Raw genomic sequence first — 21,625 nt, 5'->3', positions numbered from 1 at the left:
GATTCGGTATCGGTGGGAGGCCTGGCTCCTACAGGCCGTTGGCCGCCTTGAACTCGCGGCGGCGGCGGTGCAGGATCGGCTCGGTGTAGCCCGACGGCTGTCCGGTTCCCTCCAGGATCAGCTCGCGGGCGGCCTGCCAGGCGATGGACGAGTCGAAGTCCGGCGCCATGTTCCGGTACGCGTCGTCCCCGGCGTTCTGCGTGTCGACGATCTCGGCCATGCGGCGCAGCGAGTCCTCGACGTCGTCAGCGGTGATGATGCCGTGACGGATCCAGTTGGCCAGCATCTGCGAGGAGATCCGCAGGGTGGCGCGGTCCTCCATCAGGTTGACGTCGTGGATGTCCGGCACCTTCGAGACGCCGATGCCCTGTTCCACCCAGCGGACGACGTAGCCGAGGATGGTCTGGCAGGAGTTGTCGACCTCCTCCTTCTTCTCGGCGTCGGTCCAGTCGGTGTCGGGTGCGAGGGGGACGCTGAGGATGTCGTCGACGCTGGCGCGGGGCCCTCCGGCGAGGAGCTCCTCCTGCCGGGACATCACGTTCACCCGGTGGTAGTGGGTGGCGTGCAGGGTGGCACCGGTCGGGGACGGGACCCAGGCGGTGTTGGCGCCGGCCCTCGGCTGTCCGATCTTCTCGGTGAGCATCTCGGACATGAGGTCGGTCTTGGCCCACATCCCCTTACCGATCTGGGCGCGCCCACGCAGGCCACAGGCCAGTCCGGTGTCGACGTTGAAGTCCTCGTAGGCGGCCATCCAGCGTGCGGACTTCATCTCGCCCTTGCGGATCATCGGTCCGGCCTCCATCGAGGTGTGGATCTCGTCCCCGGTCCGGTCGAGGAAGCCGGTGTTGATGAACACGACCCGGTCGGTGGCCTCGGCGATACAGGCGGCGAGGTTGACCGTGGTGCGCCGCTCCTCGTCCATGATGCCCACCTTGAGAGTGTTCTCAGGCAGACCCAGGAGCTTCTCGACACGGCCGAACAGCTCGGTGGTGAAGGCCACCTCGGCCGGGCCGTGCTGCTTGGGCTTGACGATGTAGATGGAACCGGTGCGGCTGTTGCCGCGCTCGTTGCTCTCGGCGATTCCGTGCATGCCGGCCAGCGAGGTGATCAGGGCGTCCAAGATGCCCTCGGGCAGTTCGTTGCCCTCGGAGTCGAGAACTGCGGGGTTGGTCATCAGATGGCCCACGTTGCGGACGAAGAGCATCGAGCGGCCGTGGAGACGGACCTCTCCGGAACCGTCGGGCGCGGTGAAGACCCTGTCGTCGTTGAGGACGCGGGTGAAGGTCTTGTCGCCCTTGCTGATCTCCTCGGAGAGGTCGCCCTTCATGAGACCCAGCCAGTTGCGGTAGCCGTGGGTCTTGTCCTCGGCGTCGACGGCGGCGACCGAGTCCTCGAAGTCCATGATGGTGGAGACGGCGGACTCGAGGACGACGTCCTTGACGCCGGCGGAGTCGGTCGACCCGATCGGGGAATCGGCGTCGATCTGGATCTCCACGTGCAGGCCGTTGTTGCGCAGCAGCACCGAGGTCGGGGTGGTGTCCTCGCCCAGGTAGCCGACGAACTGCGCGGAGTCGGCCAGACCGGTGGTCGAACCGTCGGCGAGGGTCACCTGCAGTCGGCCGTCGACCACGGAGTAGCCGGTGGTGCCGACGTGACTGCCGGAGTCGAGCGGCGCGGCGTCGTCGAGGAACTCACGGGCCCAGGCGATGACCTTGTCCCCGCGGACCTTGTTGTAGGAGGAGCCCTGTTCCGCGCCACCGGACTCCGGGATCGCATCGGTGCCGTAGAGGGCGTCGTACAGCGACCCCCACCGTGCGTTGCCCGCGTTGATCGCGAAACGCGCGTTCATGATCGGCACGACCAGCTGGGGGCCGGCGACCGTGGCGATCTCCTCGTCGACGTTCTCGGTGGTCACCCGGACAGAGTCCGGTTCCGGGACCAGGTACCCGATCTCCTGAAGGAACGCCTTGTAGGCGGCGGGGTCGATCGGGGAGGGGTTCTCGTGGTGCCAGGTGTCGATCTTCGACTGCAACTCGTCGCGGACCGCGAGCAGTTCACGGTTCCGCGGCGCCAGGTCGGTGAAGATCTCGGAGACTCCCGCCCAGAACGCGTCGGGATCGACCCCGGTGCCCGGGATCGCCTGGTTGTTGACGAAGTCGTACAGGACCTCGTCGACCTGGACGCCGCCGACGGTGATGCGTTCGGACATCGATGTGCTCCTCACATAGGGGACCGTTCTCGCTCCCGACTCTAGTGCTCCCCTGTCGAGGGATCATCCGGGCTTTCCGCAGGGTGGAACGGGTCGCCGAGTTGGCTAGGATCTGTGGCCATGAACCCCGCCCCCCTGACCGCGCCGCAGGACGGTCTCGCCTTTATCAAGGGTCACGGAACGCTCAACGACTTCGTGATACTGCCTGACGACAACGCCGAGGTGGATCTCGACGAGAATCTGGTGCGCGCCCTCTGCGACAGACGCGCCGGGATCGGCGCCGACGGCGTGCTCCGGATCGCAACCGCGGGAGCCCTGGTGGAACGGGGTGTTCTCACCGTCCTGCCGGAGGGTGTGGACGACGACGACTGGTTCATGGACTACCGCAATGCGGACGGTTCGACCGCGGAGATGTGTGGGAACGGGGTGAGGGTCTTCGCCCACGCCCTGGTGTCGACCGGGCGGGCAGGGGTCGGCCGGATCCCCATCGGCACGCGTTCCGGACCACGGCCCGCCGAGATCCTCGAGCACGACGGGAACCACGCCGTGGTCCGGGTCGACATGGGGGAGCCCGGACTCCTCGGGGTCTCCTCCGTCGACCTGGGTGGTCGGGTGTACGCCGGCCTCGCCGTCGACATGGGCAACCCCCACCTCGCATGCATCGTCCCGGGGTTGGGAGCCGCGGCGCTGCGTGACCTGCCGGTGCACGAAGCCCCGGTGTACGACACCGGGTTCTTCCCCGGGGGGGTCAACGTGGAGATCGCCACACCGCTCACCGACGGGCGGGTGTCGATGCGAGTCCACGAACGTGGATCAGGGGAGACGATGTCCTGCGGTACGGGAATCGTCGCCACCGCCGTCGCCGCCCTCGCCGATGCCGGCGAGGCCATGGGCGAGGTGGTGGTGGAAGTGCCCGGGGGAGAGATCGAGGTGTCCCTGACCGAGGGCGGTTCCGCACTGACGGGGCCCTCCGCGATCGTCGCTGAGGGGTGGTTCCGGCGCTCGGGCGCAACTCCTCGCCCGGAGGCGTCGCGATCGGAATTATGAGATGATGCCGGTGAATGACTACCGATGACACCGCCCCTGACCGGGCCACACGAGACCATGATCCTTCGGTCGGCGACTTCCAGCTCGAGGAGCGCTCCTCGCTGCGCCGCGTCGCCGGATTGTCGACCGAGCTCCAGGACGTCAACGACGCCGAGTACCGCCAACTCCGGCTGGAGCGGGTCGTCCTCGTAGGGGTCTGGACCGAGGGATCCGCAGCACAGGCAGAGGCCGCGATGGCCGAATTGGCCCAGCTCGCCGAGACGGCCGGCTCGGAGGTGTGCGATGCGCTGATCCAGCGCCGCGACAAGCCCGACGCCGCCACCTACATCGGCTCGGGCAAGGCCAAGACGCTGAAGGACGTGATCGACGCGACCGGCGCCGACACGGTGATTTGTGACGGTGAGCTCACTCCCGGTCAGCTGATCGCCCTGGAGAAGGTCGTCAACGTCAAGGTCATCGACCGCACCGCGTTGATCCTCGACATCTTCGCCCAACACGCGACCAGCCGTGAGGGCAAGGCCCAGGTCTCCCTGGCGCAGATGGAGTACATGTTGCCGCGCCTACGCGGCTGGGGCGAGGCACTCTCCAGGCAGGCGGGTGGCCGGGCGGGCAGCAACGGGGGCGTCGGTCTCCGCGGTCCCGGTGAGACGAAGATCGAGACGGATCGCCGCCGTATCCGGGAGCGCACGGCCAGGCTGCGTCGGGAGATCAAGGGCATGAAGCAGGCCCGGGACACCAAGCGGCACCGCCGGCGCGCCACCCCGGTGCCCTCGATCGCTATCGCCGGGTACACGAACGCCGGCAAGTCCAGTCTGCTCAACCGCCTCACCGGTGCCGGCGTTCTGGTCCAGAACGCGCTGTTCGCCACCCTCGACCCCACCACCCGGCGGGCCGAGCTCCCGGACGGGCGCACCGTGGTCTTCACCGACACCGTCGGGTTCGTCCGACACCTCCCGACGCAGCTCGTCGAGGCCTTCCGTTCGACGCTGGAGGAGGTCGTCGATTCCGAGCTGCTCCTGCACGTGGTGGACGGGTCGGACGCCTTCCCGCTGCGCCAGATCGAGGCCGTCCGCACCGTCATCAACGATGTCGTCGAGGAACAGAACGCTGAGAGTCCGCGCGAGCTCGTGGTGATCAACAAGATCGATGTGGCGGACCCCGTCGTGCTGACCGAACTACATCACGCCCTCCCGGACGCGGTCTTCGTCTCGGCGGCGACGGGAGAAGGCTTCGACGAGCTCCTCGAACGGATCATGCGGGTTGTCGCCTCCGGGGACACGCAGGTGACGCTCGAGATCCCCTTCACCCGGGGTGACGTGGTCTCCCGTGTGCACGCAGAGGGCGCAGTGGTGGACGAGCAACACACGCAGGACGGCACCCGGATCGTGGTCCGGCTGCCCTCCTCCGTGGCCGGAGAGCTAGGGGAGTACCGCACCGGCAGTTCGCACGACGGTGTCGCCTGACCCTGTCACGAGGTCAGACGACACCGACTCCGCGCGGGGTCAGAGCTTGCGGAAGACGGTGACGACCTTCCCCAGGATCGTCGCGTGCTCCCCGGGAATCGGACTGAACGACGGGTTGTGGGGCAGGAGCCACACCCCGCTCGCGTCCCTGCGGAAGGTCTTGACGGTTGCCTCCCCGTCGATCATCGCCGCCACGATGTCTCCGTTGTCCGCCACGTTCTGCCGACGTACCACCACGTAGTCGCCGTCACAGATGGCGGCGTCGATCATCGACTCACCGACCACTCGGAGCATGAACAGGTCGCCGGAACCCACCAGATCCGACGGGAGTGGGAAGACCTCCTCCACCGCCTGCTCGGCCAGGATCGGCCCGCCGGCCGCGATGCGGCCCAGTACGGGAACGTATACCGGCTCGACCGCCCCACTGGGCCGCGGCTCCTCCTGAGCAGGTGCGCGCCGTCCCCGGGACCGCTGCCCCGGGACGCCGTGGACGTCGACAGCCCGCGGCTTGTGAGGATCCCGGGTCAGGAAGCCCTTCTTCTCCAGTGTCCGCAACTGGTGTGCGACAGAGGAGGTCGACTGCAGACCGACGGCGTCACCGATCTCGCGGATGCTCGGGGGGTAGCCCCGGTCCTTGACCGTGTCGTGGATATGCAACAGAACGCTCTTCTGACGAGGCGTCAGGGCCTCGAAGTCGGGCTTGGGCATGTGTGGGTCCCTTCGGCGAATGGGTGTTCGACGTCTCTATCTGTGTACACCCTACTTCCCGCGGACCGTCCGCGCCACACAGGTGTTCGAAGAAATATCCTCTGGAATGTCGACTCTGTCGGACCCGCGTGATACAACTCTAGTCAGGTTCGAGTTCGAACAGATGTGCACACAAATGCACACGGGCGTGCGAACGAACTTCGCACACCATATCGAGTTGGGAGTTTTCATGTCCGTTCTGGAGATGCAGTCACAGGCGCGTCCGTCGATGCACTGGACGGAGGTCTGCGCGACCGACCACGACCGGCCCGCCGCGTCCGGGCTGCGGTCCCGCCGCGACACGCACATCCGTCACACCACGCGGACCCTCGACCGTGGACGTCAGCTGTCCACACGATCGGTGGCACCCGGTCGTCGGGTGCTCGTCCGACCCGCGTCGGCGGACCAGGTCAGAGCCTGCGGCGGCGAAGTGCGGACGAATGCGCCGGTGGTCGACGACGTCCCCACGTGGGCTCTGTTGGTCTGCGGAATCGTGTTCGGGGTCCTGATGCTGCTGGCGCTGGCACTCCTGGGCGGGCCCGCCTACGCGTGACCTATGGCATCGCCTTCTAGAATGATCCCGGGACGGCGACCCGTCGCCCCCGTACCGCTGTCGGCTACTGCCGGCGGACACGTGCGGAGCCGGTCGACGAATGGCGAAGCTGGAATGTACTGCCCCATATGTCACCACGAGGACTCCCGGGTGATCGACTCGCGGTCGGTCGACGAAGGGCAGGCGATCAGACGTCGACGCGAGTGCCCTGAATGCGGACACCGGTTCACGACCCTCGAGACTCCGTTGTTGACCGTGCTCAAGCGCAGCGGCGTCACCGAGAGCTTCAGCCGCGACAAGGTGGTTCGCGGCGTCAGACGCGCGTGCCAGGGTCGGGCGGTGGAGGAAGACGCTCTCCGGCGTCTGGCACAACAGGTCGAGGACGCCGTCAGGGCGGGCGGGGCGTCAGAGGTTCCCGCGCACGAAATCGGTCTCGCGATCCTGGGCCCGCTCCAGGATCTCGACGAGGTCGCCTACCTGCGCTTCGCGTCCGTCTACAAGCAATTCAGTTCGGCCGCGGATTTCGAGAGCGAGATCATCGCCCTCCGTGAGCGGCACGCCACGCACTAGCGCGCCTACCGGCGGAGGCTCAGCGCTCCGCCTGACAGCGAATGCGCTGTGTGTGGGTTCACCGCCCGTTGCGTCGCGACAGCGCCGCGGCGACGGCCTTCTCGATCCGCTCGGCGGATACCGGACGAGCGGTTCCCAGCGATTGCGCGAAGAGTCCGACCCGGTACTCCGCCAGCAGCCACCGCAGATCCCGAGAGGTCCGCGCCCCACCCGGTCGTCTGCGTAGCGCTGCCGTCGCTTCCGCGACCGTTGCCTCGGACGTCTCCAGTCGGGCTGTGAGATCCCTGTACCTCGACGGTGACTTCTCCGCCATGTCCAGCCTGAGATCGATCGCCCTCACATGTCGCTCGAGTTGGGGCAGCAATTCCGCCGGATGACGCGCGAGGAACCCCTTGCCGACGAGGAAGTCCAGAGCAGGTCTGATGTCGTCTGCGATCTCCCGGGGCACCTGCGCCAGACGGGCTGAGACCGACTGGGCGGCCACCAACGCCGGCAGGGCGGCGGAGATGGCGGCGGTCACGGCGGCCGGAGCCTCGGACTCGGCTGTCGCACGCAGCTGGGCGAAGTCGTCCACCGTGAGCACGGGGGCTCCCTTGCGTTGAGCGAGCATCCGCCCGCACACGGCCAACGATGCATCCGACACCAGGCCGTCGGCACCTCCATGGGGATACTGGGTGAGCGCGAGGCGCTGTTCGACCGGACGGCCCCGGACTATCGAGGTCGCCGAGACCAGGCCGCCGGAGATCATGGTCAGCACGGCTGTGGTCTGTGCGGCCCGTCGCTCCTCCTCTGTCGCGCAGGCGATCCGGTGTATGCCGTCGGCCCGCACCTGCAGGGCCGGGTAGACCGTGACCTCCACCCCGTCGACCGTTCCGGTGATCGAGGGTGCCAGATCCCCGATCGTGGCGGAGGTCCACGCCCGATACGGACCGTCATCGGGGACGAGCCGGGAGTTGAGAGTGGCCCGGACCTTGTCCACCAGGCGGGTGCGCAGTGCACCCAGATCCGTTCCGGACGCCACCACCTCGTCACCGTCGACAACCTCGAAGCGCATCCGCAGATGGTCGGGGAGTCGCTCCGGGTGAAACTCGCGTGGTTCCACGGTCGTCCCGATCCGCGCCGAGAGAGCCGCGGCGAGCGCCACCGGCAGAGGTGCCGAACGTGGGGTGAGATCACCGGCCACGAGGGCGGCGTACTCGGCAGGCGGGGAACACAGACGTCGCAGGTACTTGGGCAGTGTCCGGAGCATCTCGGTGTAGAGCTCTTCACGGAGACCGGGGACGAGCCATTCGAAGCCGGACGTGGCGACCGAGGACAGCTGGGGGAGAGGGATCCGCACGGTGATGCCGTCGGAATCGACACCCGGGTCGAACGCGTACCTGAGCTCGAAACTCCGCTCTCCCTGCCTCCAGAAGGGAGGGAACGCGGAGGCGGCCGGAGCGGCGTCCGAGGTGCGGATCTGCTCGGGCCTGAGCCTCAGGTGGTCCGGATCCCGGTGACCCTGTTTCCTCCACCACGAGTCCAGGTGACGCCCCGAGGTGATGTCAGCGGGGAGTCGATCGAGGTAGAACTCGACCAGGGCGTCGTCGTCGATCACCAGGTCACGGCGCCGGCTACGGGTCTCGAGCTCACGCGCCTGGGCTACTGCCTCGGCGTTCTCCAGGATCACCGGGATGCGGGTGGTCCATAGTTCCTCGACGATCCCGTGCCGGACCAGCATCTCGCGCGCCAGGGGTGCGTCGACCCGGGACAGCAGGATGCGGCGCGCCTCGACCACGGTCAGCCCCAGGAGCAGGACCTTCTCGTAGGCCATCGCGGCACCCTCGGCGTCCGACCAGTGCGGCTCGGAGTACTGGGTCCGGACCAGGTGCCCACCGAGCTGTTCGATCCACCCCGGGTCGATTCGCGCCACGTCCCGGGCCCACAGCCTCGAGGTCTCGACGAGCTCCGAGGCCATGATCCAGCGCGGCGGTCTCCGGGCCAGGTCCGAACCGGGGAAGACCTGGAAGCGGATTCCGCGGGTGCCGCGGAACTCGCGGGTCTCCTCGTCCCGCATCCCGACGTTGGTGAGCAGTCCCGACAGGATGGCTTTGTGGAGATCGTCCTCGGGGGCATGACCGGACGCGGGGTGCCAGCCGCGTTCGCGACACATGCTGGCGAGCTGCGCGGTGAGGTCCTGCCATTCGCGGATGCGCAGCCAGTGCAGGTACTCGGCCCTGCACATCTTGCGGAACGCGCTGCCACTGAGCTCACGGCGCTGCTCGGTGATGTAGCGCCACAGGTTGAGGTAGCCCAGGAAGTCCGACGACTTGTCGGCGAACCTGCGGTGGAACTGGTCTGCCTTGTCGCGTTCCTCGGCGGGCCGTTCGCGGACGTCCTGCACCGTCAGGGCCGCCACCACCACCAACACGTCAGCCAGCGATCCGTTGCCGTGACCCTCGACGACCATCCGGGCCAGTCGTGGATCGAGCGGTAGCGCGGCCATGTCGCGGCCCACCTTTGTCAGATGTGGCCGCTCGTCGTCGTCGATCCGGAGCGCCCCCAGCTCGGTGAGCAACGTCATGCCGTCGCGGATGGCCTTGCGGTCGGGTGGTTCGACGAACGGGAAGTCGTCGACGGCCCCCAGGTCGAGGTCGGCCATCGACAGGATGACCGAAGCGAGGTTGGTACGCAGGATCTCCGGGGCGGTGAACTCGGGTCGGGAGTCGAAGTCGTCCTCCGAGTACAGGCGGATGCAGATGCCGTCCGCGACTCGGCCGCACCGCCCGGCGCGCTGTGCGGCGGAGGCCTGCGAGATCGGTTCGATCGGTAGCCGCTGGACCTTGGTGCGGGTGGAGTAGCGGGAGATCCGGGCGAGGCCGGTGTCCACGACGTAGCGGATGCCCGGGACCGTCACCGAGGTCTCGGCGATGTTGGTCGACAGGACCACGCGCCTGGTCGAGTGCTGGCGGAACGCCCGCTGTTGCTCGGCCGCCGTGAGCCGGGCGTACAGCGGGAAGATCTCGGTGCTCCTGAACTTCCGGCCCCGCAGCACCTCTTCGGCGTCGCGGATCTCCCGCTCGCCGGAGAGGAAGACCAGCACGTCACCGTCCCCCTCGGCGAGAAGTTCGCCGACGGCGTCGGCGAGCGCGTCCAGGGGGTCCAGGTCGATCGTCCGGTCCGCGTGTTCCACCTGGAGCGGCCGGTACCTGATCTCCACGGGAAAGGTTCGCCCGGAGACCTCGATGACGGGGGCGGGACGGCCGCCCGGGTCCGCGAAGTGGCGGGCGAAACGATCGGGGTCGATCGTGGCGGAGGTGATGATGAGTTTGAGGTCCGGCCGCCGGGGCAGGATCTGCCGGAGGTAACCGAGCAGGAAATCGATGTTGAGGCTGCGTTCGTGGGCCTCGTCGATGATGAGCGTGTCGTAGGCGCGCAGCAGCCGGTCGCGTCGGATCTCGGCGAGCAGGATGCCGTCGGTCATCAGCTTGACCGCGGTGTCGGCGCCGGTGCGGTCGTCGAAGCGCACGGCGGAGCCCACCAGTCGGCCGGGCTCCACGCCGAGTTCCTCGGCGATGCGCTCGGCCACGGACCGGGCGGCGAGACGCCGGGGCTGGGTGTGGCCGATCATCCCGCGGACCCCGCGGCCGAGTTCGAGGCAGATCTTGGGGATCTGGGTGGTCTTACCGGATCCGGTCTCGCCCGCGATCACCACGACCTGGTTGTCCCGGATCGCCGCCGCGATCTCGTCTTTGCGGGCGCTGACCGGCAGTTGCTCCGGGTACTCGGGGGTGGGGACCGACTCCACGCGCCGACGCAGGCGGGCGGCGGCGACGTCGATCCGCTCGCCCAGCTCGTCGAGCTGGTCGGCGCGGGCCTTGCGGATCCTCGACCGGAGCCGGTGGGCGTCGAGGATGCCCACGTCGTCGAGCCGGACCAGGAGATCGTGCCGGGCCCGGCGCAGTTCGGGGGCGGGCACGGAGGACGTCGACATGGTGCCCGCCAGGGTATCGGCAACCGGGGCGGAGGCCGATCCGGGTGTCAGTCGGTGCCGCTCTCCCGGCGGGACTGGATGCGGGTGTAACGCTGGTGCAGGCGCTCCCGGATCTCCTCAGGCTCGTACGCCTGCCTCCGGCGTTCGGTACGCGCGGCGAGGATGCCGGTGGCCGCGACGCCGACCACTCCGGCCGCGCCGACCATCTTGAGCCACTGCCGTCCGCGGGGTGCCATGGGAGCAAGGGTAGGTCCTCACGCCGGACCGGCTGGCAGGATCGCACCATGAGCCTCGACACCGTCCCGTTGGCCGCCGCGGCCCACCGCACCCGGACCGGGGACCTGTGGTTGTTCCGCGGGCGCACGACCGCCGACCGACTCATCCAGACCCTGACCAACTCTCCCGTGAACCACGTGGGGGTGGCGGTGGTCCTCGACGACATGCCCCCGCTGCTCTGGCACGCGGAGATGGGGCGCGCGTTGACCGACGTGTGGACGGGGCGTCGACAACGGGGGGTCCAGCTCCACGACCTCGAGTCGGCGGTCCGGCAGTGGACCGGGCCGTACGGCCAACGGGCGTGGTTCCGCCAGATCACCCCGGAGATCGGTACCGCGCAGGAGGACGCGCTCCTGGAGACGATCGCCCGACTCAACGGGGTGTCGTTCCCGTCGGCGGGGCGTCTCACCGCACGGTGGGCGCGGGGACAGTGGGCTGGGGGGCCGAGGGCGGCGCGGGGACGCCACCCGGCCGACCGGGACGTCGGTGCGGGGCGCGGATCGGGAAGTGGCGACGACGACGAGGCATCAGGTCGCCGGGGTATCGGCCTCCCGTGGCGCCGGCGAGCGGACACCGGCCCGGCGTTGCGAATGGAGGCGGCCTACTGCGCGGAGGTCGTGGGGATGACACTCGAGGCGATGGGCGTCCTGCTACCGGCCGGCGACGCCAGTTGGTACGACCCCGGCCGATTCTGGAGCGGTGACGCCCTGCCCCTCGCTCCGGGCTGGGACTACGGTCGCGAGGTCGCCGTCACCGTTCCCGGGGGTGCCGCCCGGGTTCGGTGAACGGGGTCAGCCTCCGAGGACCGCGTCACTCAAGCCGGCCTCGGCGGCCTCCGGTGCAACGACGAGCAACTCATCGCCTGGTTCGAACGGCACGTCGGGCTCCGGGACGATCACCCTGCCCCCGCGGATGATCGCCACCAGCGCCGCGTCGCGGGGGAACCGGACCCGGGAGACCGGTCTGCCCGCGAGGGGGGTCTGGTCCGGCAGGGTCACGCTCACGAGATTGGCGCCGCCGCGCCGCAGGGTCATCAGCCGCACGACGTCCCCGACGGAGACCGCCTCCTCCACCACGGAGACCATGAGTCGAGGGGTGGAGACCGCCACATCGACTCCCCAGCGGTCGTCGAACAACCACTCGTTCCGGGGATCGTTGACGCGGGCGACGACACGGGCCACCGCGAACTCCGTCTTGGCCAGCAGACTCACGACCAGGTTCGCCTTGTCGTCTCCGGTGGCCGCCACCACCACATCGGCCTCCTCCGCCCGCAGTCGCTCGAGGAAGCTCAACTCGCAGGCGTCCCCGACGAGTTGCCGGGCGCCGGACACCCCGTCACGATCGAAGACCGCGGCGCGCTTGTCGACGAGCGTGACGTGGTGGTCGTTGGCGAGGAGTTCGCGCGCGATGGATCGCCCCACCACGCCGGCCCCGGCCACCAGCACCCGCATGGTGGAGGAGTGGAACGTGCGGGCGGGGGCGCGTTCCAGCAGGCCGGCCCCGTCGGCGTAGTCGGGGACAGGGCTGTCGGGGACGGAATCGTCGGGTACGGGCCGGTCAATCATCAGTGGGTCCTCGCTGCAGGGTGTCGTCGAGGCCGTCGACCACCCCGGAGGGGACGGCCAGGTGGATCAGGTCATCCGCCTGGACGAGCGTGACGCCGTCGGGGACCCGGCACTCGCCGAAGCGGGTGAGCGCCACGACGCTTCCGCCGACCACCTCGGCGAGCGAGGCGAGAGCGGTCCCCACCCACACCGACGGCGCGACGATCGCGACCAACGACACCTCACCGGTCTGGTCCCGCCAGACGACCGGGCTCGAGCCGGCGGTGATGTACCGGATGAGGCGGCCGGTGGCCCACGGGACGGTGGCGACGGTGGGAATACCCAGTCGCTCGTAGACCTCGGCGCGTCCGGCGTCGTAGATCCGGGCGATCACCCGCTCGACGCCGAAGGTCTCGCGGGCCACCCGCGCGGCGATGATGTTGGAGTTGTCCCCGGAGGAGACCGCGGCGAACGCGTCCGCCCCGTGGAGTCCGGCGTCGACGAGCACCTCCCGGTCGAACCCCAGGCCGGTGACGGTGCGGCCGCCGAACTCCGCGGCCAGTCGGGTGAACGCCGCGGGGTCGCGGTCGATCACCACCACCTCGTGACCGCCCTCGTCGAGTTCGGTCGCGAGCGCCGCCCCGACGCGCCCACAGCCCATGATGATGACCCTCATGGCGAGTACCGCTCCTCACGGTCCGCGACGCGCGGACACGGTGGATCACGCTACCCTCGTCGACGGCGCTGTCCCTGCGGCACGCGGAGCCCTACGATGTGTCGGTGTCCAGGATCTCCAAGGTCTCCGTAGGAACAAAGCGCCTCCTGCTGGGGCGCCCCTTCCGCAGCGACACGACCGGCGACACCCCGTTGCGCAAGCGGATCGCGCTACCGGTGTTCGCCTCCGACGCGCTGTCCTCGGTCGCCTACGCCCCCGAGGAGATCTTCCTCATCCTGTCGCTGGCCGGCTTGTCGGCCCTGGCGTTCACGCCGTGGGTCGGGCTCGCGGTGGCGGGGGTCATGGTGGTCGTGATCGCGTGTTACCGCCAGAACGTCCGTGCCTATCCGTCCGGCGGGGGCGACTACGAGGTCGCCACCGTCAACCTCGGGCCGAACGCGGGGCTGGGGGTCGGGGCGGCCCTACTCATCGACTACGTGCTCACCGTGGCGGTATCGATCTCTGCGGCGGCCGCGAACATCGGCTCGGCGATCCCGTTCGTGTACTCGAACGAGGTCGTGTTCGCCGTGATCGCGATCGTCCTGCTCACCGCCATCAACCTGCGGGGCATCCGGGAGTCCCGCGCGATGTTCGCGATCCCCGTGTACGCGTTCATGGCGGCGATGGCGGCGCTCGTGGTGTGGGGGCTGTTCCAGGTGGATGTGCTGGGCCGCGAACTGCGGGCGGAGTCCGCGGACTTCGAGCTCGTCACTCCCGACGGCGTGGCGGTCACCGGGCTCGCCCTCGCGTTCGTCGTGGCCAAGTCCTTCGCCTCCGGCTGCGCCGCACTGACCGGGGTCGAGGCCATCCACAACGGTGTTCCCGCGTTCCGCAGTCCCCGTGCCAGGAACGCCGCCACGACGCTCGTGATGCTCGGGGTGGTGTCCATCTCGTTCCTGCTCGGGCTCATCGTGTTGGCGAACCAACTCGGGGTGCAGATCGCGGAGGACCCGACCGCGCAACTGATCGGTGCACCGGAGGACTACCAGCAGAAGACGATGATCGCGCAACTGGCGGACCCGGTCTTCGCGGGAGTTCCGCTCGCCTTCTACGTGATCATGACGATCACCGCACTCATCCTGGTGCTCGCGGCGAACACCGCGTTCAACGGATTCCCCGTGCTCGCCTCGGTGCTGGCGCGCGACAAGTACCTCCCGAGGCAGCTCGCCACACGGGGTGACCGCCTGGCGTTCTCCAACGGGATCGTCCTGCTCGCAGTGGCGGCGATCGTCCTGGTGGTGGCGTTCGACGCGCAGGTCACCGTGCTCATCCAGCTCTACATCGTGGGTGTCTTCGTGGCCTTCTCGCTCAGCCAACTCGGGATGGTCCGCCATTGGACGCGGCGCCTGGAGAGCGAACAGATCCCGGCGGTCCGGCGACGGGTGCAGCGCGCGCGGGCGATCAACGCGGTCGGCTTCGTGCTCACTTCCGGTGTGCTGGTGATCGTCATGGGCACCAAGTTCTTCGCGGGCGCCTACATCGCGGTACTGGCCATGCTGGCCGTGTTCGGGGTGATGAAACTCATCCACCGTCACTACGAGTCGGTGGCGCGCGAGCTCGAGGACTCGTCCTGGGAGGTCGTCCTGCCGAGCCGGACGCATTGTGTGGTGCTGGTGTCCAAGCTCCACCTGCCCACGCTCCGGGCCCTGGCCTACGCGCGGGCGACCAGACCGGACACGATCGAGGCACTGACGGTGAACATCGAGACGGCCGAGACCCGCGTCCTTGTCCGGGAGTGGGAGAAGCGGCGGATCACCGTGCCGCTCAAGGTGGTGGAGTCGCCCTACCGGGAGATCAACCGGCCGGTGGTGGACTACGTCAAGCGACTGCGCGACCAGTCGCCGAGAGACGTCGTGATCGTGTACATCCCGGAGTACGTGGTGGGCCACTGGTGGGAGCAACTCCTGCACAACCAGAGCGCGCTGCGACTCAAGTCCCGCCTGCTGTACGAGAGGGGTGTCATGGTGACCAGCGTCCCGTGGCAGCTGTCGTCCTCGGACGGCCGCGCGGAGCAGGCGCGCGACGAGCCCATCATCGGGCGCTGGGGTGGACCGGAGGACTGATGACTCAGACGGAGAGAACCGAGTGGACGGGGCGTGTGCTCCGCCTGCGCATCGAGGGTCCCGCGCAGGGGGGCGAGTTCGTGGCCCGGCACGAGGGCCGAGTGGTGTTCTGCCGGGGCGGGATCACGGGCGAACTGGTCGAGGTCGTGGTCGACGACGACCCGGGCCGCGCCTTCTGCCGCGGAACCGTGATCGGCGTGCTCGAGAGCTCCAGGGACCGGATCGAGCCGCTCTGCCCGGCCGCGGCTGCGGGCGCCGGGTGTTGCGACTGGAGCCACATCGATCCGGTGGCCGCCCGGGGGTTCTCCGGCAGGATCCTGGCCGAACAGGCCAGCCGGATCGGGCGGATCCACTCCACCGCCGATCGCGTTCCGGTCGGGGTTCCCGCCGGCGACGACGCGAGTACCGGCTGGCGGACGGTGGCCCGATGGGTGACCGGAGCCGACGGCGTTCCGGGCGTCCGTCGGTCCCGGTCCCGCGACGTGGTGACCGTGCCCTGTGTCCAGGCCGACCCCCGGATCGCGGAGGCGGTGCTGGCCGCGGGCGTGGGGCCGCACCGGGAGGTCCTCGGGGTTCTGGGGGACGACGGCGAGGTCCACGTGGCACACCGACGGGTCACCGACCCGGTGACGCGGGGGCGCGATCGTCGGTCCCGGCAGGGCGCCGCGACCAGCGCACGGGCCCGGTCCTCACGTCCCGGGGCGTGGGAGCTCGTGTCGGGCCCCTCCACCGTCACCCGGCGGGTGGGCGAACACACCTGGCGGCTACCGGTCGACGCCTTCTGGCAGGCACACAGGTCGGCCGCGACGCACTACGCAGATCTCGTCCGCCAGGCGGTGTCCGGCGCCCCCGGGCTCCCGGCCGAGCCGGTGGTCTGGGATCTCTACGGGGGAGCGGGCCTGTTCTCCGCAGCGGTCCTCGACGTCTCCCCGCGTGCGCGGGTGACCCTCGTCGAGTCCTCACGCGCCTCGTCGGGGGCGGCCGGTACCGCGCTCGACACGGGGCCCGGAATCGTCACGGTGTGTGCGAGGGTCGAGGCGTTCCTCGCTCGTACTGACGGGGATCCCGGCCGGCCCGGCACACCCGATCTCGTGATCCTGGACCCACCCAGGGGCGGCGCAGGAATCGACGTGATGGCCGATCTCTCGGGCCGGACGCGGTCGCGGATCATCCACATCGGATGCGATCCGGCCAGTCTCGCCCGGGACGTCGGCGTGCTCGTGGCGGCGGGGTGGACGTTGGTGGATCTGCGAGGCGTGGCCGCGTTCCCCGCGACGCATCACGTGGAGGGGCTGGCCGTCCTCGATCCACCCCGGATGTCCTGATCCCGTCGCTTCCGCAGGTCTCGACCGGCGGACCGCCAGGGGGTCGCGTGACGTTTGCCCGTAGACTGTTGGCTCGACCCCGCGGGGTGCGGCCAGGGAAGGGGCAGTCGACAGCAATGAGTGTGCTCGATCAGGTGAACGGCCCCTCCGACCTCCGGGCACTCGGACCCGACCAGTTGCTTCGGCTCTGCGGCGAGATCAGGGAGTTCCTCATCCGGAAGGTCTCCGCCACGGGCGGTCACCTCGGTCCCAACCTGGGAGTGGTCGAGCTGACCGTGGCGCTGCACCGGGTCTTCGACTCCCCACGGGACCCCGTCATCTTCGACACCGGACACCAGTCGTACGTCCACAAGATGCTCACCGGCCGGCGGGACCAGTTCGACGGCCTCCGCACGCGCGGCGGGTTGTCCGGATACCCGTGCCGTGCGGAGAGCGAGCACGACGTCGTCGAGTCCTCGCACGCCACCTCGTCGCTGTCCTACGCCGACGGCCTGGCCAAGGCGTACTCCCTTCGCGGGGAGACCGACCGCACGGTCGTGGCCGTGATCGGCGACGGCGCGATGACCGGTGGGATGGCCTGGGAGGCGCTCAACAACATCGCGGCCGGCAAGGACCGGCCCATGGTGATCGTCGTCAACGACAACGGGCGTTCGTACTCACCCACGATCGGTGGCCTGGCCGATCGTCTCGGCGTGCTGAGACTGCAGCCCGCCTACGAGAAGGCGATGGACCACACCAAGCGCACGCTCGGCGCCCGGAAGGACGTCGTGGGCAAGGCCATCTACTCGATCCTGCACGGGATCAAGACCGGCCTCAAGGACGTGGTCTCCCCGCAGGAGTTGTTCGCCGACCTGGGCCTCAAGTACATGGGACCGGTCGACGGACACAATCTGGCGGCCACCGAGGCGGCGCTGCGGCTGGCCAAGGACTTCGGCGGCCCCGTGGTGGTTCACGTGGTCACCCGCAAGGGCATGGGCTACGTCCACGCGGAGAACAACGTGGCCGACCTCATGCACGCGACCGGGGTCATCGACCCCGACACCGGCCGCCCGCTCTCGGCCTCGTCCGCGGTGGACTGGACGTCGGTCTTCTCCGCCGAGCTGTGCGAGATCGGTGCCGAACGGGACGACGTCGTGGCCATCACCGCGGCCATGGCCGGGCCGACCGGGCTGACCGCCTTCGGAGACCGCTTCCCGGACCGGATGTTCGACGTGGGCATCGCCGAGCAGCACGCCGTGGCCTCAGCAGCCGGACTTGCGCTCGGAGGCCTGCACCCGGTGGTGGCCGTCTATTCGACCTTCCTCAACCGTGCGTTCGATCAGCTCCTCATGGACGTCGCCCTGCTCGGGCAGCCGGTCACCCTCGTGCTCGACCGCGCTGGCGTGACCGGTCCGGACGGCGCCAGCCACAACGGCATGTGGGATCTGTCTCTGACGGGGATCGTCCCCGGGGTACGGGTGGCCGCACCGCGCGACGCCGACACCCTCCGCACGGAGCTCCGTGAGGCCGTCGAGGTGACCGACGGTCCCACCGTCGTCCGTTTCCCCAAGGGCTCGGTGGGTGAGCCCGTCCCCGCACTCGAGACGACAGCCGACGGGGTCGACCGGGTACACGGCACCGGCGACGCCGATGTCCTGGTGGTCGCCGTCGGTTCGATGGTCGTGCCCGCAATGGCAGCGGCACGTGAACTCCACACCGAGGGCGTGTCGGTCGATGTCGTCGACCCGAGGTGGGTCTACCCGGTTCCGCACTCGATCGTCGATTCCGCCCGGGGTCGACTGCTCGTGGTGACCGTCGAGGACAACGGACTCCACGGCGGTGTCGGATCAGCGGTCTCGGCGAGTCTGGAGCGCGCGGGCGTCCGGGTCGACCGCCTGGCACTCGGGATCCCCCAGGAGTTTCTCGACCACGCCTCGCGGGGCGAGGTCCTCGCCGACGCCGGGCTGACCCCGGAGGGGATCGCAGACGGGATCCGCGGACGCCTCGGGGAACGGGTCGACGACTGAACCATGTCGGCTGAACCGCGTCGGCTGGACCGCGTCGGCTGAGCCATGTCGGCTGGACCGCGTCTGCCGGACCGCGGGCGCCCGCCCCTAGCTCTGCGACCTGAACTCGTGCACCGCGCGCAGCAGCGGCGTCTCCGTCAGCTCGACCTGCCATCCACGGGCGCCCTCCTCCTGCAGCACCCGGTGCAGGAGCGCGGCGTCATCGGCGGGCTCGGTGGTGGCCGCCCGCCACGCCCACAGTCGTAGCGTCGACGCCTTGAGCAGCAGACCCTGTTCGATACCCAGCTCCTCGGCGAGAGCACCGATCGCCTCGCGCGCGCCGTCCAGGAGCGCTGCCGCTTCAGGGTCGGTCCGTTTCCACGTGGTGTGCGGAGGGTGCTCACCGCGCGGCGCCTGACGGGCGGGGAGGTCGCCCCGCCCGAGTTCGGCGGCCCACTCCAGCGCCGCCAGCCACTCGTCCGCCAGTCGTCTGCGGTGCGGGCCGTCGAATCCGTCGATCGCCAAGAGGTCGGCGCGGTTCGTCGGCGCCGTGCGGGCGGCCTCGATGATCGCCGCGTCGGTGAGTAACCTCTTGGGAGCGATGTCCCGCTCCGCCGCGACTCGGTCGCGCGCCATCCACAGCTCGCGTGCCCGGGCGATCTGGCGGGTGTCGCGCAGAGAGGCCAGCCGGGACAGTCTCCGCCAGGGATCCGCGGCCGCCGGTGCCGGATCGGATTCGACGAGGTGTCGACACTCGGCCTCGAACCACTCGCGACGGCCGAGCTCGTCGAGACGGGGGAGCACCGCGTCGGCCAGTTCGTGGAGGAACAGCACGTCGTATGCGGCGTAGTCGAGCCACGCCGGGGGCAACGGGCGCCGCGACCAGTCCGCGGCCGAGTGCGCCTTGGCCAGGCCGATGCCCAGGTGCTCGGAGATCATGGCTCCGAGGTTCACCCGCTCGATGCCGAGGAACCGGCCGGCCAGCTCCGTGTCGACCAGCGAGGTCGGCCTGATCCCGAGGTCACGGAGCGACGGCAGGTCCTGGCTCGCGGCATGGAGGAGCAGAGGGCGTCGGGAGAGGATGTCCGCGAGCGGCCCGACGGTCTGCCCCGGGGTCTCCGGGTCCACCAACAGGGCGGGGCCGTCGGTGGGCCGCAACTGCAGGAGGAAGGCACGCTCTGAGTAGCGGATCCCGGATGCGCGCTCGACGTCCACCGCGACGGGGCCGGCCGAGGACTCGAGGGTGGACGCCACGGACTCGATGCCGGAGGCGTCGTCCACGAACTCGTACTCGGCCGGGGGAGGCGGCGCCCCGGGCGGGGTCTCTCCGCGACGGTGGCCGCTCACGCCCGACGGTGGAGGGAGGTCACGCCGACGGGCGGTAGTCCGGCGGCCAGCGCGAGGGTCTTGCAGAACGCGGCCGCGTGGCCGGTCAGGTCGGGCTCGAGTGGGGTCCACGAGGCGCGAAGCTCGAGCTGGTGTGCCTGGGGCGGGCCGGAGATGTCGCCGTACCGGACCGACGCCGTGCTGGTGACCGTCCCGCCGAGAGAGGTATAGGGACCGGCGTCCTCGTCGAGCGCCTCAGTGAGCCAGCTCCAGGCGACCTGGGGCAGGAGGGGATCGCCGGCCAGGGATGCCTCCATGTCGGCCTGGATGTAGGCGACCAGGCGCAGTGTGCCGTTCCACGCGTCGTCCCCGGACGGGTCGTGCAGGAGGATCAGACGGCCGAAGGCGTCACCGTCGGAGAACTCGGGCACGTCGTCCCCGGTCGGCGGGATGATCTCGACCCCGAGCGCGTGACTGTACGGCGCCAGTCTCTGCGGCGGACGGATCGGGCCGACGGAGATCTCCGGGCGGACCTCGAGTCGGGACAGCGACTCGACCGCTTCCCGGAAGACCTCGGGCTCGCCGTCATTGACCGATGTGCTCACGGGTCGTCACGCTAGCGACCACCCCGCGGCCTCCCGAGGAGGCGCGCCGTCGCCCACCGGGGTGGGGTGAACGGCCCCGGTGGCGAACTCATGGGACCATGGGGGTGTGCTGAACTCCGATGTGCCCTCGAATCCCAGGTCCGTTGACACCCAGGGCTCCGGGCGCGCCACCGCGCGCCGAGCCGGGACCGGACCCTACCTCGACGAAGTCAGTGGCACCGGCGCCGCGCACACCCCGGTGTGGTTCATGCGTCAGGCGGGTCGCTCGCTGCCCGAGTACCGCGAGCTGCGGGCCGGGAGCACGATGCTCGAGGCCTGTTTCGATCCCGAGATGACCTGCGAGGTCACGCTGCAGCCGGTCCGCCGCCACGGAGTGGACGCCGCGATCTTCTTCTCAGACATCGTCATCCCGCTCGCGGCCGCGGGTGTGGACATCGACATCGTGCCGGGCACCGGGCCCGTGGTGGCCGAGCCGATCCGCGACGAGGCCGGGGTCGCCGCACTTCCCGACCTCACCCCGGACCGACTCGAGAAGATCGGCGAGGCCGTCCGCATGGTGGTGGCCGAACTCGACCCGCAGGTCGCTCTCATCGGTTTCGCCGGCGCCCCCTTCACCATGGCCTCGTACCTCATCGAGGGCGGCCCCAGCCGCAACCACGAGCACACCAAGTCGCTCATGTACTCGCGTCCCGACCTCTGGAACTCGTTGATGTCCAAGCTCGCCGACCTCACGACGGTGTTCCTGCGGGCGCAGATCGACGCCGGCGTCGACGCTGTCCAGCTCTTCGACTCCTGGGCCGGGGCGCTGAGCCTGCGTGACTACCGCTCGATGGTGCTGCCGCACTCCGCCGGCATCTTCGCCGACGAGGTCATCTCCACGGTTCCCCGCACCCACTTCGGTGTGGGCACCGGGGAGCTGCTCGGTGCGATGGGGGAGGCCGGCCCGGAGGTCGTCGGCGTGGACTGGCGCATCCCGCTGGACGACGCCGCCGGTCGCGTGCCGGGCAAGGTCCTCCAGGGCAACCTCGACCCCGCGATGCTCTTCGCCGACCGTTCGGCTCTGGACTCCGAGGTCCGCAGGATCCTCGACGAGGGGGCACGGGCTCGTGAACTGGGCGCCCGCGGGCATGTGTTCAACCTCGGGCACGGTGTCCTGCCCGCCACCGACCCGGGCGCCGTGACCCACGTGGTGGAGCTGGTCCACGAGCTGACCGGGAAGTAGGG

General features: G+C 69.7%; 17 protein-coding genes. 9 read left to right on the top strand and 8 right to left on the bottom strand.

Annotated features, from left to right (window positions below):
- Window positions 1-28: 28 nt before the first annotated feature.
- Complete coding sequence (locus tag A6048_RS09095) at window positions 29-2,209, bottom strand: malate synthase G (protein ID WP_107747485.1); 2,181 nt, start codon at window positions 2,207-2,209, stop codon at window positions 29-31.
- Window positions 2,210-2,329: 120 nt separating this feature from the next.
- On the opposite strand from A6048_RS09095, the gene dapF reads away from it, so the two are divergent.
- Together dapF and hflX are read left to right on the top strand one after the other, a co-directional pair.
- Window positions 2,330-3,256: a diaminopimelate epimerase gene (dapF, locus tag A6048_RS09090; protein WP_107747486.1), complete on the top strand. Its 927-nt coding sequence runs from the start codon at window positions 2,330-2,332 to the stop codon at window positions 3,254-3,256.
- A 14-nt stretch (window positions 3,257-3,270) separates the two neighbouring features.
- Complete coding sequence (gene hflX / locus A6048_RS09085; protein WP_107747487.1) at window positions 3,271-4,719, top strand: GTPase HflX; 1,449 nt, start codon at window positions 3,271-3,273, stop codon at window positions 4,717-4,719.
- A gap of 39 nt (window positions 4,720-4,758) precedes the next feature.
- On the opposite strand, the gene lexA is transcribed toward hflX, so the two are convergent.
- Window positions 4,759-5,427: a transcriptional repressor LexA gene (gene lexA, locus A6048_RS09080; RefSeq protein ID WP_107747488.1), complete on the bottom strand. Its 669-nt coding sequence runs from the start codon at window positions 5,425-5,427 to the stop codon at window positions 4,759-4,761.
- Window positions 5,428-5,656: 229 nt separating this feature from the next.
- On the opposite strand from lexA, the gene A6048_RS09075 reads away from it, so the two are divergent.
- On the top strand, window positions 5,657-6,019 hold the full coding sequence (locus tag A6048_RS09075; RefSeq protein ID WP_107747489.1) for a hypothetical protein: 363 nt from the start codon (window positions 5,657-5,659) through the stop codon (window positions 6,017-6,019).
- Between the two features lie 114 nt (window positions 6,020-6,133).
- On the top strand, window positions 6,134-6,589 hold the full coding sequence (gene nrdR / locus A6048_RS09070) for a transcriptional regulator NrdR (RefSeq protein WP_107747490.1): 456 nt from the start codon (window positions 6,134-6,136) through the stop codon (window positions 6,587-6,589).
- A 58-nt stretch (window positions 6,590-6,647) separates the two neighbouring features.
- On the opposite strand, the gene hrpA is transcribed toward nrdR, so the two are convergent.
- Complete coding sequence (hrpA, locus tag A6048_RS09065) at window positions 6,648-10,562, bottom strand: ATP-dependent RNA helicase HrpA (RefSeq protein WP_107747491.1); 3,915 nt, start codon at window positions 10,560-10,562, stop codon at window positions 6,648-6,650.
- 47 nt (window positions 10,563-10,609) lie between these two features.
- Window positions 10,610-10,798 carry a hypothetical protein gene (locus tag A6048_RS09060; RefSeq protein ID WP_107747492.1) on the bottom strand — a complete coding sequence of 63 codons (189 nt, stop codon included), beginning with the start codon at window positions 10,796-10,798 and terminating at the stop codon, window positions 10,610-10,612.
- A gap of 48 nt (window positions 10,799-10,846) precedes the next feature.
- Here A6048_RS09060 and A6048_RS09055 point away from each other — a divergent pair, with 48 nt between their 5' ends.
- Window positions 10,847-11,623, top strand: coding sequence for a hypothetical protein (locus A6048_RS09055; protein WP_107747493.1), 777 nt, complete (start codon window positions 10,847-10,849; stop codon window positions 11,621-11,623).
- 6 nt (window positions 11,624-11,629) lie between these two features.
- On the opposite strand, the gene A6048_RS09050 is transcribed toward A6048_RS09055, so the two are convergent.
- Both A6048_RS09050 and A6048_RS09045 read right to left on the bottom strand, forming a co-directional pair.
- Window positions 11,630-12,289 (bottom strand): potassium channel family protein, encoded by a 660-nt coding sequence (locus tag A6048_RS09050; protein ID WP_107747696.1) that lies wholly within the window; start codon window positions 12,287-12,289, stop codon window positions 11,630-11,632.
- Between the two features lie 106 nt (window positions 12,290-12,395).
- The gene (locus A6048_RS09045) at window positions 12,396-13,058 is read right to left on the bottom strand and encodes a potassium channel family protein (protein ID WP_107747494.1); all 663 of its coding nucleotides are present in this window, start codon (window positions 13,056-13,058) and stop codon (window positions 12,396-12,398) included.
- 113 nt (window positions 13,059-13,171) lie between these two features.
- Here A6048_RS09045 and A6048_RS09040 point away from each other — a divergent pair, with 113 nt between their 5' ends.
- From A6048_RS09040 to dxs, 3 genes are all read left to right on the top strand, one after another.
- Window positions 13,172-15,160 (top strand): APC family permease, encoded by a 1,989-nt coding sequence (locus A6048_RS09040; RefSeq protein WP_107747697.1) that lies wholly within the window; start codon window positions 13,172-13,174, stop codon window positions 15,158-15,160.
- A complete protein-coding gene (locus tag A6048_RS09035; RefSeq protein WP_107747495.1) occupies window positions 15,160-16,485 on the top strand; it encodes a class I SAM-dependent RNA methyltransferase in 1,326 nt (441 codons plus the stop codon). Before A6048_RS09040 ends, A6048_RS09035 begins: the two co-directional genes overlap by 1 nt.
- Window positions 16,486-16,601: 116 nt before the next feature.
- A complete protein-coding gene (dxs, locus tag A6048_RS09030) occupies window positions 16,602-18,491 on the top strand; it encodes a 1-deoxy-D-xylulose-5-phosphate synthase (RefSeq protein ID WP_107747496.1) in 1,890 nt (629 codons plus the stop codon).
- Between the two features lie 87 nt (window positions 18,492-18,578).
- Here the strand turns inward: dxs and A6048_RS09025 are convergent, their stop codons facing one another.
- Together A6048_RS09025 and A6048_RS09020 are read right to left on the bottom strand one after the other, a co-directional pair.
- Window positions 18,579-19,817 carry an HRDC domain-containing protein gene (locus A6048_RS09025; protein ID WP_107747497.1) on the bottom strand — a complete coding sequence of 413 codons (1,239 nt, stop codon included), beginning with the start codon at window positions 19,815-19,817 and terminating at the stop codon, window positions 18,579-18,581.
- Window positions 19,814-20,401, bottom strand: a complete 588-nt coding sequence (locus A6048_RS09020; RefSeq protein WP_107747498.1) for a DUF3000 domain-containing protein — start codon at window positions 20,399-20,401, stop codon at window positions 19,814-19,816. Before A6048_RS09020 ends, A6048_RS09025 begins: the two co-directional genes overlap by 4 nt.
- 106 nt (window positions 20,402-20,507) lie before the next feature.
- On the opposite strand from A6048_RS09020, the gene hemE reads away from it, so the two are divergent.
- Window positions 20,508-21,623, top strand: coding sequence for a uroporphyrinogen decarboxylase (gene hemE / locus A6048_RS09015; RefSeq protein WP_107747499.1), 1,116 nt, complete (start codon window positions 20,508-20,510; stop codon window positions 21,621-21,623).
- Window positions 21,624-21,625 lie beyond the last annotated feature (2 nt).

Source organism: Dietzia psychralcaliphila, from assembly GCF_003096095.1.
In the GTDB taxonomy this organism is placed as follows: domain Bacteria; phylum Actinomycetota; class Actinomycetes; order Mycobacteriales; family Mycobacteriaceae; genus Dietzia; species Dietzia psychralcaliphila.
This window is presented reverse-complemented; position numbering and strand designations above follow the sequence as displayed.

What these genes read in the sequence shown, in the direction of transcription:
- A6048_RS09095 (WP_107747485.1), bottom strand. Translation starts at nt 2,209, where the DNA reads ATGTCCGAACGCATCACCGTCGGCGGCGTCCAGGTCGACGAGGTCCTG.
- dapF (WP_107747486.1), top strand. Translation starts at nt 2,330, where the DNA reads ATGAACCCCGCCCCCCTGACCGCGCCGCAGGACGGTCTCGCCTTTATC.
- hflX (WP_107747487.1), top strand. Translation starts at nt 3,271, where the DNA reads ATGACTACCGATGACACCGCCCCTGACCGGGCCACACGAGACCATGAT.
- lexA (WP_107747488.1), bottom strand. Translation starts at nt 5,427, where the DNA reads ATGCCCAAGCCCGACTTCGAGGCCCTGACGCCTCGTCAGAAGAGCGTT.
- A6048_RS09075 (WP_107747489.1), top strand. Translation starts at nt 5,657, where the DNA reads ATGTCCGTTCTGGAGATGCAGTCACAGGCGCGTCCGTCGATGCACTGG.
- nrdR (WP_107747490.1), top strand. Translation starts at nt 6,134, where the DNA reads ATGTACTGCCCCATATGTCACCACGAGGACTCCCGGGTGATCGACTCG.
- hrpA (WP_107747491.1), bottom strand. Translation starts at nt 10,562, where the DNA reads ATGTCGACGTCCTCCGTGCCCGCCCCCGAACTGCGCCGGGCCCGGCAC.
- A6048_RS09060 (WP_107747492.1), bottom strand. Translation starts at nt 10,798, where the DNA reads ATGGCACCCCGCGGACGGCAGTGGCTCAAGATGGTCGGCGCGGCCGGA.
- A6048_RS09055 (WP_107747493.1), top strand. Translation starts at nt 10,847, where the DNA reads ATGAGCCTCGACACCGTCCCGTTGGCCGCCGCGGCCCACCGCACCCGG.
- A6048_RS09050 (WP_107747696.1), bottom strand. Translation starts at nt 12,289, where the DNA reads ATGCGGGTGCTGGTGGCCGGGGCCGGCGTGGTGGGGCGATCCATCGCG.
- A6048_RS09045 (WP_107747494.1), bottom strand. Translation starts at nt 13,058, where the DNA reads ATGAGGGTCATCATCATGGGCTGTGGGCGCGTCGGGGCGGCGCTCGCG.
- A6048_RS09035 (WP_107747495.1), top strand. Translation starts at nt 15,160, where the DNA reads ATGACTCAGACGGAGAGAACCGAGTGGACGGGGCGTGTGCTCCGCCTG.
- dxs (WP_107747496.1), top strand. Translation starts at nt 16,602, where the DNA reads ATGAGTGTGCTCGATCAGGTGAACGGCCCCTCCGACCTCCGGGCACTC.